Raw genomic sequence first — 15,802 nt, 5'->3', positions numbered from 1 at the left:
CACGTTATATTACAAAACTAAAATAGACTAAACTTTCTTCCCTCCTGCTTCCTAACTCAAGCCTTTCAATCCAAATTTGGTATTAGCCAAACCGCCCAGAAACATAATCATGTGTGCGAGGGTCGATGGGGTTGCTAAAGATTTGAGTGGTTGCGCCAAATTCAACCATTTGACCAATACGACTTTCATCAGTGCTGAAAAAAGCAGTGAAATCAGAGACGCGAGTTGCCTGCTGCATATTATGAGTAACGATCGCGATCGTCAATTCTGAGCGTAAACTATGGATCAGTTCTTCAACTTTCATTGTGGCGATGGGGTCAAGCGCTGAACAAGGCTCATCCATTAATAAGACTTTCGGTTTAATTGCTAAAGCACGCGCAATACAAAGCCTCTGTTGTTGACCTCCAGAAAGTCCTAAAGCTGATTTATGGAGTTTATCTTTAACCTCTTGCCACAGAGCTGCACCTTTAAGAGCAGACTCGACAATTTCATCTAAATCTGATTGCTGTACTCTAGCAGAGATTCTCACACCATAAGCGACATTTTCATAAATGCTCATGGGAAAGGGATTTGGTCTTTGAAAAACCATACCAATTTGGCGGCGTAGTCTATTGATATTGACCTTTGGGTCATAAATATTTTGACCAAAAAAATCTACGCTTCCCTCTACCTTGACAGGGCCTTCTAATTCACTGATACGGTTAAGAGTTTTAATAAATGTTGATTTACCACAACCACTAGGGCCAATAATTGCTGTTACATGGTTTTGGTAAATATCCATTGAAATGCCCTCAATGGCTTTGGAAGTATTGTAATAAAAGCTAAGATTTTTAACTTTAATTGCCGGGATAAACTTTTGATTCATGATGATTGCTTAGATTGGTATAAGTAAAATATGCTGCTAGGTATGACGGTGTGTATATTTAGGTTTTGTCGTGTTCGTATAGTTTTAAAACAGGAATAAAGTCTTGATGAAAAACTCGATTTTTATTTAATCTTCTTCTTACGAGTAAATAAACGAGAAATTAAACTAACACTCAACACTAAACCAAGTAAAACTATAGAAGTTGTCCAAACTAACTGATTTCTTTCGGGGTCAGGGTCATTGTAGAGGTTATAAATTAAGACTGGTAAGGAAGCTGTAGGGCCAAATAATCCGCCTGACCAGTCTAGACTAAACAAAGCTGTGAAGATTAGGGGTGCTGTTTCACCAGCCGCACGAGCTACAGCAAGTAAAATACCTGTAGTAATCGAGGGTAGCGCAGCAGTCACAACTACACGAAAAGTAGTTTGAAAACGTGTTCCGCCTAAAGCTGCTGAGGCGAGGCGTTGGTCTATGGGAATAAGTTTTAGGGCTTCTTCTGTAGTTAGGGCGATGATTGGTAACATGATTGTGGCTAAAGCAAATCCACCTGCGATCGCACTAAATTGTTTAGTAGCTAAAACTATCAAACCATAAGCAAATATCCCCACCACAATTGAAGGAACACCAGTTAGAACACTAACAATAAACCGCACGAACTTAGCTATGGGACTAGTTTGACCAAATTCTGCTAGAAATATGCCTGTAAATAAACCTATAGGAATACTTAATACAGAACCAATAGCTACAACTGTAATAGTGCCTAAAATGGCGTTGCCAAAGCCATTATCAATTACTGCTTTGACAAACATTTGTGGTTTTAAACCAACAAGTCCTCGGCTAATAATTTCCCAAATAATTGAAAATAAAGGAATTATTGCTAAAGCAGAGAATGCAAAAGCAAGAGCATTCATTAAATAAGTAAATATAAGCCTTCTGGGTGGTAGAGGACTTATTAACTCCGAGACTATAGCTTTATTGATTTCTGATGATTGATAATTACTCATATTGAGAAAATGGGGAGTAAGAACTAGGGAGACTTTAACTATTGACTATTGACTAAATAACTACCTATTTCTCCTCCCAACCCATTGAACTAATAACCTAGCGGCAATATTTACACCTAGAGTAACGGCAAATAATATTAAGCCTAGATAACACAAAGCACCAATATGTAATCCCGGTTGTGCTTCGGCAAATTCGTTAGCTAAGACAGCAGGAATTGTGTAAGCGGGATCTAGTAAGGAAAGACTAATTTGTGCAGAATTGCCAATTACCATAGTTACAGCCATTGTTTCGCCTAAAGCCCTTCCTAACGCCAGCATGGCTGCACTGACAATTCCTGAAAATCCGGCTGGTAATAATACTCTGAATATTGTTTCCCAGCGAGTACCACCCAACGCCATAGAAGCACTGCGTAGTTCTTTGGGTATTGCCAGCAATACATCACGACTAATAGCTGCCATTGTCGGCAAAATCATAATGGCAAGAATAATTCCCGCAGTTAGCATATTTGTACCTACGGGAAATTGAGAATTAAATATTGGTATCCATTTAAAGTTACTTGCTAACCACTTTTGAGGAGGTTCCAAAACAGGAATAAAAATGAAAATTCCCCACAAGCCAATAATGACGCTAGGGATAGCTGCAATTAATTCAACGATAAATGCTAATGCCGTTTGGATTGATGGATGTAAGAATTTTTCGCTAGTTACTAAGGCAACTGCTATACTCACAGGCACAGTTAAGATAATAGCGATCGCACTACTTACCAAAGTTCCATATATATAAGGTAATGCGCCAAAAATTTCATTAGCTGTATCCCAATCTTGTCCCCAAATAAAACCAAGCCCAAACTTCTCGATAGCTGGTCTGGCTTCAAGGAATACAATCCAACTCATTAAGAATAATACAGCTACTGCGATCGCTGCAAAGGTATAGACTAGCCATGTAAAACCCCTGTCTAACCAAAAATTCGCGCCATCGTTATCTGTTAATCCCAGATTTTCATTATCAAAATCGGCAGGCGATAAATTTGTCATGTAAATTTTAGATACTACATTATTAAAAATATTTATATTCTTAAAGGGTGGACTACCTGTCCACCCAATTTAGAGAAGTAAAAGTCAGAACCTTAAACTATGGTTTGACGTTGCCATTAACTGTTTGCATTATACGATTAGCCACACCAGCCGGGATTCTGGTGTAATTGAGGTCATCATTATATTGTTGACCGTCTGTTAAAACCCAGTTAACCCATTTTTTAACGGCTTGAGATTTTGCCGCATCTGCGTACTGTTTGTAAACCATCATCCAGGTGAGTCCGACAATGGGATAACCTTGGCTGGGATCACCCACAAATACACGGTAATTGTCTGGGAAACTGACGGTTGATAGTGCAGAGTTAGCTGTTTGCAGAGAAGGAGCAACAAATTCTCCTTTTTTATTTTGGATTTGTGCTGATCTCAGGTTATTTTTAGCAGCGTAAGCATATTCAACGTAACCAATAGACCCAGGAGTACGAGCTACTAAAGCAGCTACACCAGGGTTTCCTTTACCTTTGAGGACGTTGGGTAAAGTCCATTTGGGTGCAGTGTTAGCGCCAATTCTACCTTTAAAGTAAGGGCTAACAGAACTTAAATGATTGGTGAAAATGAAGGTAGTACCACTACTATCAGCACGGACAGCAAATCTAATTGGTTGGTTTGGTAGATTTACACCAGGGTTATCTGCCTTAATTTTGGGATCATTCCATTCAGTAATTTGACCAGCAAAAATAGCTGGTAATGTAGCACGGGATAAGCGGAGATTATTGACACCGGGAAGATTATAAACAACAGAAACTGCACCACCGGCTGTAGGTACAAGAATTACACCATTCTTGACTTTACCAATTTCTGCATCGGTCATTGCAGCATCACTACCACCAAAGTCAACAGTCCCGGCAATTGTTTGGCGAATACCACCACCACTACCAATTCCTTGATAGTTAATTTTTAGTTCTGGATGTTTCTTTTTAACTTCACGCGCATACCTTTCATAAAGTGGAGCGGGGAAAGTCGCTCCTGCACCGTTAAGAGTTTGGGCTTGCGCGATCGCGCTAAAAAGAGGACTAACGGCAACAGCAGATGTTACCACAGCAGCAGTAAATACACGCTGTAAAGCGGTGGCAGAGAAGTTCATATTACCTCGTAATTTAAGGATTACTTGCAGCTTTTATCACAGCATGATTATGTTACTTTTATCACACTTTATTCAGGTTAATAAAAGTTTAAGCATTGGTTAAGATATATTTAAATTATTAATTTTTCTTTCTATTATTTTTCAATAAATTTTTAAAGAAAAATCTATGAAGCAATAATTACTAAATCTAAATTCCTATAAACAAAGTCAAGAATAAATAATTTTAAATATATACAATAAATAAACCTAGCAGGGGCAAAATCAGCAGTGCGCCTGCCAGGAAGGCACGGTATATTCTCGCCATGTTTGATCGGGGTAGTGCTTATTTATAAGAAATAATGCCTAACCGTAAATACAATAGCGGAGTTGGCATTGATAAAGGGTTAAGAAAATTCAGTTATCTGGTTAATATCAAGTTAAATTTGGTCATTAGTTATTAGTCAATAGTCCACAGTCAACAGTTATTCTCCTCGGCCCCTCATTTCCCGGCTGGTGAGCGTAGCCGTACCACTCCGTGGAAGCAAGCTACGCGGAGCGTCTGTCTCCGACACGCTCCGCGAACGCAGAGAACCACATCTCTCTCATCCTCCTCATCCCCCCACACACAAAGACAGCCAATGGCTAATAATATAAGAGGGCGCTTCACACTTCTTAAATATTTAGTTTGACTATGGCCAGAGATTTACGGGGATTTATTAAGATTTTGGAAGATAAAGGGCAATTGCGGCGGATTTCTGCCTTGGTTGAACCAGATTTGGAAATTGCTGAGATTTCTAACCGGATGCTGCAACGAGGTGGGCCGGGTTTGTTATTTGAAAACGTTAAAGGTTCACCTTTCCCCGTGGCGGTTAATTTGATGGGAACGGTGGAGAGAATATGTTGGGCGATGAATATGCAGCAACCCCAAGAGTTGGAGACTCTGGGTAAAAAGCTGAGTATGCTGCAACAACCAAAACCACCAAAGAAAATTTCTCAAGCTATAGATTTTGGTAAAGTGCTGTTCGATGTCATCAAGGCTAAACCAGGGCGAGACTTTTTTCCAGCTTGTCAGCAGGTGGTGATTCAAGGTGATGACTTGGATCTCAATAAATTACCTTTGATTCGTCCTTACCCTGGTGATGCTGGCAAAATTATTACGCTAGGACTGGTAATTACTAAGGATTGTGAAACGGGTACGCCAAATGTGGGTGTCTATCGCTTGCAATTGCAGTCTAAAAATACGATGACAGTCCACTGGTTATCGGTGCGGGGTGGGGCGAGACACTTACGTAAGGCGGCTGAACGTGGTCAAAAATTAGAGGTAGCGATCGCACTTGGTGTAGATCCCTTAATTATCATGGCAGCCGCTACACCCATCCCTGTAGATTTATCAGAGTGGTTATTTGCTGGGCTGTATGGCGGTTCCGGTGTGCAGTTAGCTAAGTGTAAAACGGTAGATTTAGAAGTACCCGCAGATTCCGAATTTGTTTTAGAAGGGACAATTACACCAGGGGAAATTTTACCTGATGGCCCCTTTGGCGACCACATGGGCTATTACGGCGGCGTGGAAGATTCTCCATTAATTCGTTTCCAGTGCATGACACACCGCAAAGACCCGATCTATTTGACCACATTTAGCGGTCGTCCACCCAAAGAAGAAGCGATGATGGCGATCGCGCTTAACCGGATTTATACCCCAATTTTACGTCAACAAGTTTCAGAAATTGTCGATTTCTTCTTACCAATGGAAGCCCTCAGTTATAAAGCGGCCATTATTTCCATTGATAAAGCCTACCCCGGACAAGCAAGACGCGCAGCTTTGGCCTTTTGGAGTGCCTTACCCCAATTCACTTACACCAAATTTGTCATCGTTGTTGATAAAGACATTAACATCCGTGACCCGCGTCAGGTAGTGTGGGCAATCAGTTCTAAAGTTGACCCTACAAGGGATGTATTCATCCTGCCAAACACGCCATTTGACACTTTAGATTTTGCTAGCGAAAAAATCGGCTTGGGTGGACGGATGGGAATTGATGCTACTACCAAGATTCCCCCAGAAACAGACCATGAATGGGGTGCGCCTTTAGAGTCTGATGCAGATGTTGCTGCAATGGTAGAAAGGCGATGGGCGGAGTATGGTTTAGCTGATTTGCAATTAGGGGAAGTTGACCCTAATCTGTTTGGTTACGATATGAGATAGTGGCAGATACCTGGGTAGGGGCGCACATACGCCCCTACAGATAACATTAAAACCGTCACTTCAAAGTTATATAAGAATGCAAATATAAGAGACTATTTATAAAGTAAATCTTAAGTAGGGTGTGTTAAGGCGTTCAATTTATTTGTAGCAATCTAAATTATCCTTAAAAGAATTTTGTTTGACTAACCAAGCCTCTAATGCGCTCCTACGCTTTTGTGCAAGTTTTGCTTTTGTTTTGGCATCAATTTCTTCTGCTTTAAACAGGTCAACTATTTTAGTTGTGATAATAAATTTTTTCCCTTGTTTCATTACGATGGGAATAGCTATATTATGAACTTCCCAAATATTTATAGTTCGAGAGTGGCGTAGCGTAGATTCATTCCATTCCATAAGTTGGGAGTCAGAAAGTTGCTGAAGGTTTTGGTAAGAGCGATTAACCTTAACAGCAATCTTTTTAAAATTGGACATTTCCGCTTCTAATTGGCTAGCCAAAGTATTAATTTTATTTGCTAAAATATCCAATTCTTCAATGCCTTGGGTGACTGTTTCTTGTAACATTTCTTGTTGTTGTTGCTGTTTGTGGGCTAATAACTCTTGTCCATATTTTTCCAATTCAGCCACCTCTGATTCTAATTGAGCGATCGCCTCATCAATGCAAACAGTTTTGGGTTGGGTTAGGAGTTTGTATTTAAAAGAATTAATGGCTGTGCTGGCAAGAAGCGTCAAGCTGGAATAGACCATATTTATTTCTACAGAGATTTCACCAAAATGTGTGAGCATTAGCAACACCCATATCTTGAAACAAAAAATAAACTCCCAGTTCCCCAATTTTGCGAAATTTTAGCCTCTGTTTACCACTAACGGCAAGCAAACGCTGAATTTATCGCTACAGATGAACGCAGATGAGGCAACATTTTAGCCTAGAAACGTTAGTAGGGTGGGCATTGCCCATCAGCTCATGGTTTTGCCGATGCACTGCGCCCTACAGATACTGAGAATTTTATGGCTACGCTCCCGTAAGGGATACAGAAATCAAATTGGATTCCTATATCAGTCCTATATATCTCATAAATAATAGTATAATTAAATACTTAAACTATTTATGAACTTGAGTAAAGATGATTTAATTTCATCCTTTGTTAATAACGCTCGATCTTATCAGGAGCAAGGTTTATATCAGCAAACTTTAAGTTGTTATATACAATGTTTAGAATTTGCTAAAAATCGTTGGGGAGAAGAACATCCAACAGTTGTTACTAGCCTTAACAACTTAGCAACTTTTTATCATTCTCAAGGTATAAATGGCCCTGCTGAATATTTTTACTTCAAAGCATTAGAACTTACACGCAAGTTATGGGGAGAACATCTTAATGTTGCTATTAGCCTCAACAAACTAGCATATTTCTACCGTTCTCAAGGTAGATATAGCGAAGTAGAACCGTTATACATCGAAGCCTTGGCAATTAGACGTAAACTGTTAGCCACAGAACATTCTGAAGTAGTTATTAGTCTCAACAAACTAGCTTATTTCTACTGTTCCCAAGGTAAATAAACCAAGCCGAACCTTTGTATATTGAAGCTTTAGCTATTAGAAGGAAGTTATTAGGAAAAGAACATCTTGATGTTGCCACCCATCTGAACAACCGAGCAGAAATCTGTCGTTCTCAAGGTAAATACCAACAAGCTGAAAGCTTTTTATTGCAGGCGTTGGATCTTAAAAGTAAGCTATTGGGAGTAGAAAACCCCGATGTTGCTACAAGCCTCAACAACCTGGCTGTCCTTTACTACTGTCAGAGCAAATTCAATGAAGCTGAAGCTGTCTTTATCCAAACTTTGGTAATTACACGCCAATTGTGGGAAGAAGAACATCCCGATGTTGCTATAAGTCTTAACAATCAGGCATTTTTTTACTATTCTCAAGGTTTATATAGCGAAGCTGAGGCTTTGTTCATCCAAGCTTTGGATATTTTAGAGCGACGATTAGGGATAGATCATCCTTATACTGCTAGTGTGCGTCACAATTTAGTAGATTTGCACGATGCTGCGAAATCACAACAGTAAAATTTAAACACCAATACTATTTGCAAAGGTTTTTTCAGAAAGGTTAGGAGGGAGAGGTTTAGCAAACTCACTTTTCAATCGGGAATTATAGCGATCGCTTTCCTCCGTAATCTTTACAATTAATACAACAAATATTATATTAAAATAGGTAAAATTACTAGCTTCAAAAGCTCCCAGTCATCTAGTAAGTTTAATACTTAATTATGAGAGGAAGAAAGCTAAAATCTTCTTATATCCTTCCCTGCTAACCTATTATTTTACTTGTCAAAATTTTCAGAGTTACCATCATCGTTCTGAAACGGTTTTTCCCCAATTTGCAGTTGTTTTTTCGTACGTTTTAATTCTTTCCACAGACCTTTGATTTGCTCGTAAGCTTCTTCAGGCGATAATTTCCCATTCGTTTCTAAATTGCAAATATAACTTATTTTTTGTGCAAATTCTTGTAAATTAGCATTAAAGACTAAGTTTTCTGGCTTTACTTGACCATAGTAACGCCCACGGGGATAGAGGAAATTTTCTTTGTTCATGGTTGTTTTCTCCATATAATTCGACTCCTTCTGGTTTAATAGCTGAAGCTAAATTACTAGCAGCCTATACAAATAAGCTTTGTGATACACACCCTACTACTAATAGCAACCGCTTCTTGATTGATTTAACTGAAACCAACTATATTTGATTATTTAAAAATGCTTATTTCATTTCTTGTATTATGCAATACATCTTCAAAGTATCTGGGCAAAACCTTTTTTGATATTTTATCAAATCCGCTCTTTCAAACCAGAGTCAAACAAATTTTATTTATTCAACCACTCTGATAACCATATGGATGCGACAATGTAACAGTTTGGCATTCAAAATTAGTATTTACACTGAAAATATCTTTGAAATAAGCATTTTCTACAAGGTTAATTGTCAAAGCTAAAAAGTAAAGTAGTTGATTTCTCTCCTAAGAGTAACTAATTTGCCCAATCTTCAATTTCACAATCTATAAACTGAAAGATAATCTTCAATTTCACCAAATAGAGTATTAATATATACTTTTTGCTACTAAACTATTTAATTAGTTACAAAAATTATTTTTATTTTCATATATTTTAATACTTATATAAAAAATGACATTAATAATATGAGATTACCGTAATTATTTATTGGTAGTCTTCTACTAAAAGAGAGAGCTAATTTAGCGTTTAATCACCTCTAAAAAAGTTAAGAGAGCGGACTTTTGTCAGAGATTCATCATTTTTGATGTAGCTTCTAATTTCATGAATCCAAAATCGGTACTGACACAAGCGAATAGCTAATGGTGATAACTAAAGATAAAATGGTGAAGCTCGAAAGGGCAAAAGTTGCTCATTGCTCAAACCTTACCTCCCACCATGTCTGTTCATTCCAAGCTATACGAAGGCAAAGCGAAAATTCTCTACGCTACCGACGACCCAGAAATATTACTGGCTGATTTTAAGGATGATGCTACTGCTTTCAACGCACAAAAGCGCGGCAGCATCCTTGGTAAAGGGAGGATAAACTGTAGCATTTCTAGTCAGCTATTTCAGCAGTTAGAAGCATCGGGGATTAAAACTCACTATATTGATAGCCCTAGCCCTAACCAAATGCGGGTGAAAGCAGTCAAAATTTTACCCTTAGAGGTAGTAATCCGTAATATTGCGGCTGGCAGTTTATGTCAGCAAACAGGCATAGAACTAGGTACAGTTTTAAAACAGCCTCTAGTAGAGTTTTATTATAAAAACGATCAACTGGGAGATCCACTACTAACACGCGATCGCCTGCTGTTGATGGAACTAGCGACACCGGAACAAGTAGATGAAATTACCCATCTAGCATTGCAAATTAACGAGTTCCTCAAAGACTTCTGGCAGCGTTGTGGTATTACCCTAGTAGACTTCAAACTAGAATTTGGTTTAAATTCACAACAACAATTGCTTTTGGCTGATGAAATTAGCCCTGATACCTGCCGTTTGTGGAACACTACAGAAACCGACCCTAATCGTCGAGTCATGGATAAAGACCGTTTCCGGCGAGACTTGGGAAATGTAGAAGATGCTTACCAGGAGGTTTTACAAAGAGTACTACAAGCAGTAGAGATTAAAAGTTAAATTAATGACAATCTAAATTTAATTATTAAGCAAGTGGAGATGGGGGGATGAGAAAGATGCAGGGGGGCAGGGTGCAGGGGGCAGGGGAAAAATCCTCTACCTAGCCTCTTCTGCCTTTCGACTGTGGACTAATGACTAATGACTAATGACTAAAACGGCAATTGCCCGTTAATGGTGTGTGTGGAGTGAAGAGAAGGAAAGGAATTAAATGAAGATGCGTTTATCTCCCGTATTTGTGGCAGCTGTGGCAATTACAGCACCTTTAACCAGTTCTTTAAATGCTAATGCTCAAACTCCTAGCAGTTTAGAACAAACATTAGAGGCGTTCCCAGCAGCAACAACTCAGCAGCTAGAACAAAATGTCTCACAATCTCAGTCCGATTCAACAACTGTTAAAGCACTGATAGATGTTCCGTCCCCAGATGGGGAATTTTCCTCAGAAAAATCAACAAAGTCAGCAGCAACAGCAACTAAAGAGATCATTGTACCGACATTAGAAGACACGACCTCGACAAGCTTGAGCGTTGAACAGCCTCCTGTGAGTAAATCGCCTGTGGAAGTGAGGACAAAATTAGCTCAGGCTTTAAATAATACTCAGACAGCTACAGTTAAAGAAACGCGATCGCCATCACCGCAGAAAAAAGAAAATCTCTCCCCAATTCCTAATCCCCAAACCGTAGCCAGATCATCAGCACAACAACTTGTACAAGCACCAGAACAGCAACCTACCACCCAGCCTGGAGTAACTTTCCCAACAACACAACAACAAACACCAACCCCTGAAACTACCCCAGCACCAACCCCTGGCACTACCCCAGCGCCAACCCCTGGAAACCAAAACTTTAACACTCCAAACACCACTCCACAGGAAAATAACGAACCCCGTGTATTAGTGTCAGAAGTTCTGATTAGACCCCAATCAGGTGAACTCACACCCGAATTAGAAACCCAAGTTTACAACGTAATTCGTACCCAAGCTGGACGGACAACCACTCGTTCCCAGTTACAAGAAGATATTAATGCCATCTTTGGCACAGGCTTTTTCTCTAACGTCCAAGCAGTACCAGAAGATACACCTTTAGGGGTGAGAGTTAGCTTTATTGTCCAACCCAACCCTGTGTTAACCAAAGTCCAAATTCAAGCTAACCCAGGTAGTAACGTTCCATCTGTATTACCCCAAGCAACTGCTGATGAAATCTTCGGTAAACAATACGGCACAATCCTTAATTTACGTGATTTACAAGAAGGGATTAAGCAATTAACAAAACGCTATCAAGACCAAGGTTACGTCCTCGCTAACGTAGTTGGTGCGCCACAAGTTTCTGAAAATGGAGTTGTTACCCTACAAGTAGCAGAAGGGGTGGTAGAAAATATTAACGTCCGCTTCCGCAACAAAGAAGGTCAGGATGTTAACGAGAAAGGAGAACCAATTCGGGGACGGACGCAGGAATATATCGTCACGCGAGAATTGCAGTTAAAGCCAGGACAAGTGTTCAACCGTAACACTGTACAAAAAGACTTACAACGTGTATTTGGCACAGGATTGTTTGAAGATGTCAACGTTTCCCTTGACCCAGGTACAGACCCCACCAAGGTAAATGTAGTCGTTAACGTTGTGGAACGGAGTAGTGGTTCCATTGCGGCTGGTGCTGGTATTAGTTCTGCTAGTGGGTTGTTTGGTACAGTCAGCTATCAACAGCAGAACCTCAACGGCAGAAACCAAAAACTAGGTGCAGAAGTCCAGTTAGGACAAAATGAACTATTTCTGTTTGACCTACGCTTCACTGACCCTTGGATAGCAGGCGATCCTTACCGTACTTCTTACACAGCAAATATTTTCCGCCGTAGTTCAATTTCCTTAATTTTTGACGGGCCAGACGAAGACCTCAGAACCTTTGACCCGAATAATCCCACCGATACAGGCAGACAAGATCGTCCCCGTGTAACTCGTTTAGGCGGCGGTGTTACCTTCACCCGTCCTCTTGCACCTAATCCCTTTGAAAGAGCAGAATGGACAGCTTCAGCCGGTTTTCAGTATCAGCGAGTAACTACCCGTGATGCTGACGGGAGATTAAGAAAAGAAGGCGCTGTATTTGATGATAATGGCAACCGCATCAGCGATCTTGTTCCCCTCACCTTCTCAGGTACAGGAGAAGATGATCTATTGCTGTTACAATTGGGAGCGCAACGCGATCGCCGCAATAACCCCTTGCAACCTACTAGCGGTTCTTACTTACGTTTTGGCATAGACCAATCAGTACCAGTAGGCTCAGGTAGTATTTTCCTAACTAGACTCCGGGGTAGCTATAGTCAATATCTTCCTGTGAAGTTCCTTAATTTTACTAAAGGCCCGCAAACCCTAGCTTTTAATGTCCAAGGCGGTACAGTCTTTGGTGATTTGCCTCCCTATGAAGCTTTTAGCCTTGGTGGTAGTAACTCAGTACGGGGTTATGAAGAAGGTGCTTTAGGTAGTGGACGTAGCTATGTCCAAGCAACTGTGGAATATCGTTTCCCTGTCTTTTCTGTAGTCAGTGGTGCGTTGTTCGTAGATGTCGGTACTGACTTAGGAACCGGAAACAAAGTAGCTGAAGTCCTGAATAAAGATGGTACTGGCTATGGCTATGGTCTGGGTGTGCGAGTACAATCACCACTGGGGCCGATTCGGATCGACTACGGTATCAATGATAATGGTGATAGCCGAATTAACTTCGGTATCGGTGAAAGATTTTAAAGTGGTCATTAGTCCACAGTCCACAGTCCACAGTCCATAGTCAACACCAGGGTCTTTACCAGAGATGAATGAGGAAGGTATTAAACAGCACACTTTAGCAGGAGCGATCGCGCTGACTGGAGTTGGGCTGCATAGTGGTGTAAATACCAAAGTACGGGTACTGCCTGCTGAAGTTGGTAGTGGTCGTTACTTTGTGCGAGTAGATTTACCAGATTCACCCATAATTCCGGCTCAAGTTGCGGCTGTGCATGAGACTGTCCTTTCCACTCAGTTAGGGAAGGATCAAGTCAGCGTGCGTACAGTCGAACATTTATTAGCAGCCTTGGCGGGGATGGGTGTAGATAATGCTCGTATCGAAATAGATGGTCCAGAAGTGCCGCTTCTAGATGGTTCAGCTAAAGAATGGGTAAGTAGTATTGCCAAAGTTGGTTTAGCACCCCAAGTAGTTACAGATAACTCAGTTCCCTTAGATATTTCCGCACCAATTTGGATTTATCAAGATGATGCTTTTGTTGCTGCTATCCCAGCATCGGAAACCCGCTTTAGCTACGGTATTGATTTTGACTTACCAGCCATTGGTAATCAATGGCACAGTTGGTCACTAACTACCAAGCAGAACCAAGCGGCGGAAAGCTTTGCCCAAGAAATTGCCCCAGCACGGACATTTGGTTTATTACATCAAATCGAATATTTACAGAAATCTGGGTTGATTAAAGGTGGTAGTTTGGATAATGCGCTAGTTTGTGGCCCTGATGGCTGGTTAAATCCACCATTAAGATTTGCAAATGAGCCAGTACGTCATAAAATTTTGGATTTAGTAGGGGATTTGAGTTTGTTGGGGTATTTTCCCCGCGCTCATTTTTTAGCGTATAAAGCTAGCCATAATTTACACATTCAACTGGCACAAAAAATCTTAGCTGTCACTCACTAAATCCCCACTACCTCAGTTAACCCCCAGATTACCAACCACACTGCTAATGTCAATTCTCTCTGAAGTAAAAGCACCCACATCTACTGAACAACCTCCAACTCATGAGGAGGCAATACCCCTGGAACCTAAAAAGACTTTTACATCTGAAGAAATTCAGCAATTACTCCCTCATCGTTACCCGTTCTTACTAGTAGACAAAATCATTGACTACACACCAGGTAAAAGCGCGGTAGGTATCAAAAACGTCACCGTTAACGAGCCACAATTTACAGGTCATTTCCCAGGTAGACCATTAATGCCTGGAGTGCTAATTGTGGAAGCAATGGCACAGGTTGGTGGTATCGTGATTAGACAACTACCCGACTTAGAAGATGGTTTATTTGTGTTTGCTGGTATTGATAAAGTCCGTTTCCGCCGCCAAGTAGTACCGGGAGACCAACTGGTAATGACGGTGGAACTGTTATGGATTAAACAACGTCGTTTCAGCAAAATGCAGGCTCGTGCCGAAGTTGACGGACAACTAGCAGCAGAAGGCGAATTAATGTTTTCGCTGATCAACTGATAATTTAGCTTACGTGGTACAGGTACAGCCGTGAAGTACCTTTACTCAATCCTGAAATAGGATAGCAGTAAAGAAAAATCGCCACAATAGCATCTTATAAATTCTTGATTTTCGCCGCTCACACACTCAACTTGCTTGCCCGACATATCGGTCACTGAAAACTCACATACTCAGCAACGCCAGGCGCTGAAACTTTGACAACCAAAGCAAGGCACTGGCTCCTCAAGACAGTTCTGGAGATTCACCCTTGAAGACGCTTATTCACCCAACTGCTGTAATTCATCCAAACTCGGAACTGCACTCAACAGTGCAAGTCGGTGCTTATGCTGTGATTGGAGCGCATGTTAAAGTCGGCCCGGAAACAATTATTGGCGCTCATGCGGTGCTAGAAGGGCCTTGTGAGATTGGGGCGCGAAATCAGATTTTTACAGGTGCAGCTATCGGTATGGAACCCCAGGATCTCAAATTTGTAGGCGAACCAACCTGGGTCAAAATTGGTGACAATAACTTAATTCGTGAGTATGTCACTATTAATCGTGCTACCGGAGCCGGGCAAGCCACAATTATTGGTCACAATAATTTGTTAATGGCTTATGTCCACGTTGCTCATAATTGTATAATTGAAGACTCCGTAATTATCGCTAACTCAGTAGCATTAGCAGGTCATGTCCACATAGAATCATCCGCCAGATTAAGCGGAGTTTTAGGCGTGCATCAATTTGTACACATTGGTAGACAAGCAATGGTAGGCGGAATGGCACGTATTGACCGCGATGTGCCGCCCTATATGTTAGTAGAAGGCAACCCAGGCAGAATTAGAACTCTTAACCTTGTGGGACTCAAACGCTCTGGTATGGAAACCAGCGATTTGCAACTCCTCAGAAAAGCCTTCCGTATTTTGTACCGTTCTAACTTAACTTTTAAAGAAGCATTAGAACAATTGGAATCTTTAGGAGACACCGAACACCTACAAAACCTGCGCCGCTTCCTGCTACTCTCGCAAATGCCTGGAAGACGCGGCTTGATTCCCGGTAAAGGTAAATCAGGTGGGAGTGATGACTAGGAGGCAGGAGGCAGTTCGCGGAGCGTGTCGAAGACAAGGCAGAAGGCAGGAGGAGATGGTAGCTAAAGGAGCAGAGGAGCAGAATAATATTTCCCACTTCCCACTCCCTACTCCCC

General features: G+C 41.0%; 15 protein-coding genes. 8 read left to right on the top strand and 7 right to left on the bottom strand.

Going from position 1 to position 15,802, the window contains the following annotated elements; all coding sequences use genetic code 11:
- Nucleotides 1-82: 82 nt before the first annotated feature.
- The 5 genes from pstB to NSMS1_RS08195 all read right to left on the bottom strand — a co-directional run bounded on the left by pstB (nucleotide 83) and on the right by NSMS1_RS08195 (nucleotide 4,691).
- Nucleotides 83-865, bottom strand: coding sequence for a phosphate ABC transporter ATP-binding protein PstB (gene pstB / locus NSMS1_RS08215; RefSeq protein ID WP_224092429.1), 783 nt, complete (start codon nucleotides 863-865; stop codon nucleotides 83-85).
- A 122-nt stretch (nucleotides 866-987) separates the two neighbouring features.
- Nucleotides 988-1,869 carry a phosphate ABC transporter permease PstA gene (gene pstA / locus NSMS1_RS08210; protein WP_224092428.1) on the bottom strand — a complete coding sequence of 294 codons (882 nt, stop codon included), beginning with the start codon at nucleotides 1,867-1,869 and terminating at the stop codon, nucleotides 988-990.
- Nucleotides 1,870-1,929: 60 nt separating this feature from the next.
- Nucleotides 1,930-2,904 (bottom strand): phosphate ABC transporter permease subunit PstC, encoded by a 975-nt coding sequence (gene pstC, locus NSMS1_RS08205; protein ID WP_224092427.1) that lies wholly within the window; start codon nucleotides 2,902-2,904, stop codon nucleotides 1,930-1,932.
- 97 nt (nucleotides 2,905-3,001) lie between these two features.
- Nucleotides 3,002-4,045: a phosphate ABC transporter substrate-binding protein PstS gene (gene pstS, locus NSMS1_RS08200; RefSeq protein ID WP_224092426.1), complete on the bottom strand. Its 1,044-nt coding sequence runs from the start codon at nucleotides 4,043-4,045 to the stop codon at nucleotides 3,002-3,004.
- 478 nt (nucleotides 4,046-4,523) lie between these two features.
- The gene (locus NSMS1_RS08195; RefSeq protein WP_224092425.1) at nucleotides 4,524-4,691 is read right to left on the bottom strand and encodes a hypothetical protein; all 168 of its coding nucleotides are present in this window, start codon (nucleotides 4,689-4,691) and stop codon (nucleotides 4,524-4,526) included.
- Nucleotides 4,692-4,715: 24 nt separating this feature from the next.
- Between NSMS1_RS08195 and NSMS1_RS08190 the strand changes: the two genes are divergently transcribed.
- Entirely contained in the window at nucleotides 4,716-6,224 is a 1,509-nt protein-coding gene (locus NSMS1_RS08190; RefSeq protein WP_224092424.1) for a UbiD family decarboxylase, read from the top strand.
- 138 nt (nucleotides 6,225-6,362) lie between these two features.
- On the opposite strand, the gene NSMS1_RS08185 is transcribed toward NSMS1_RS08190, so the two are convergent.
- Entirely contained in the window at nucleotides 6,363-7,004 is a 642-nt protein-coding gene (locus tag NSMS1_RS08185) for a hypothetical protein (protein ID WP_224092423.1), read from the bottom strand.
- Nucleotides 7,005-7,326: 322 nt separating this feature from the next.
- Here NSMS1_RS08185 and NSMS1_RS35040 point away from each other — a divergent pair, with 322 nt between their 5' ends.
- Together NSMS1_RS35040 and NSMS1_RS08175 are read left to right on the top strand one after the other, a co-directional pair.
- The gene (locus NSMS1_RS35040) at nucleotides 7,327-7,776 is read left to right on the top strand and encodes a tetratricopeptide repeat protein (RefSeq protein ID WP_263432565.1); all 450 of its coding nucleotides are present in this window, start codon (nucleotides 7,327-7,329) and stop codon (nucleotides 7,774-7,776) included.
- Between the two features lie 14 nt (nucleotides 7,777-7,790).
- Nucleotides 7,791-8,285 carry a tetratricopeptide repeat protein gene (locus NSMS1_RS08175; RefSeq protein ID WP_263432564.1) on the top strand — a complete coding sequence of 165 codons (495 nt, stop codon included), beginning with the start codon at nucleotides 7,791-7,793 and terminating at the stop codon, nucleotides 8,283-8,285.
- Between the two features lie 257 nt (nucleotides 8,286-8,542).
- On the opposite strand, the gene NSMS1_RS08170 is transcribed toward NSMS1_RS08175, so the two are convergent.
- A complete protein-coding gene (locus tag NSMS1_RS08170; RefSeq protein ID WP_224092422.1) occupies nucleotides 8,543-8,812 on the bottom strand; it encodes a hypothetical protein in 270 nt (89 codons plus the stop codon).
- 849 nt (nucleotides 8,813-9,661) lie between these two features.
- Between NSMS1_RS08170 and purC the strand changes: the two genes are divergently transcribed.
- From purC to lpxA, 5 genes are all read left to right on the top strand, one after another.
- A complete protein-coding gene (purC, locus tag NSMS1_RS08165) occupies nucleotides 9,662-10,399 on the top strand; it encodes a phosphoribosylaminoimidazolesuccinocarboxamide synthase (protein ID WP_224095172.1) in 738 nt (245 codons plus the stop codon).
- Between the two features lie 214 nt (nucleotides 10,400-10,613).
- Nucleotides 10,614-13,130: a BamA/TamA family outer membrane protein gene (locus NSMS1_RS08160; RefSeq protein ID WP_224095170.1), complete on the top strand. Its 2,517-nt coding sequence runs from the start codon at nucleotides 10,614-10,616 to the stop codon at nucleotides 13,128-13,130.
- A 79-nt stretch (nucleotides 13,131-13,209) separates the two neighbouring features.
- On the top strand, nucleotides 13,210-14,061 hold the full coding sequence (gene lpxC / locus NSMS1_RS08155) for a UDP-3-O-acyl-N-acetylglucosamine deacetylase (protein ID WP_224095168.1): 852 nt from the start codon (nucleotides 13,210-13,212) through the stop codon (nucleotides 14,059-14,061).
- A 46-nt stretch (nucleotides 14,062-14,107) separates the two neighbouring features.
- Nucleotides 14,108-14,623 (top strand): 3-hydroxyacyl-ACP dehydratase FabZ, encoded by a 516-nt coding sequence (gene fabZ / locus NSMS1_RS08150; protein ID WP_224092421.1) that lies wholly within the window; start codon nucleotides 14,108-14,110, stop codon nucleotides 14,621-14,623.
- Between the two features lie 247 nt (nucleotides 14,624-14,870).
- On the top strand, nucleotides 14,871-15,686 hold the full coding sequence (lpxA, locus tag NSMS1_RS08145; protein ID WP_224092420.1) for an acyl-ACP--UDP-N-acetylglucosamine O-acyltransferase: 816 nt from the start codon (nucleotides 14,871-14,873) through the stop codon (nucleotides 15,684-15,686).
- Nucleotides 15,687-15,802 lie beyond the last annotated feature (116 nt).

This window comes from Nostoc sp. MS1 (assembly GCF_019976755.1).
In the GTDB taxonomy this organism is placed as follows: domain Bacteria; phylum Cyanobacteriota; class Cyanobacteriia; order Cyanobacteriales; family Nostocaceae; genus Trichormus.
This window is presented reverse-complemented; position numbering and strand designations above follow the sequence as displayed.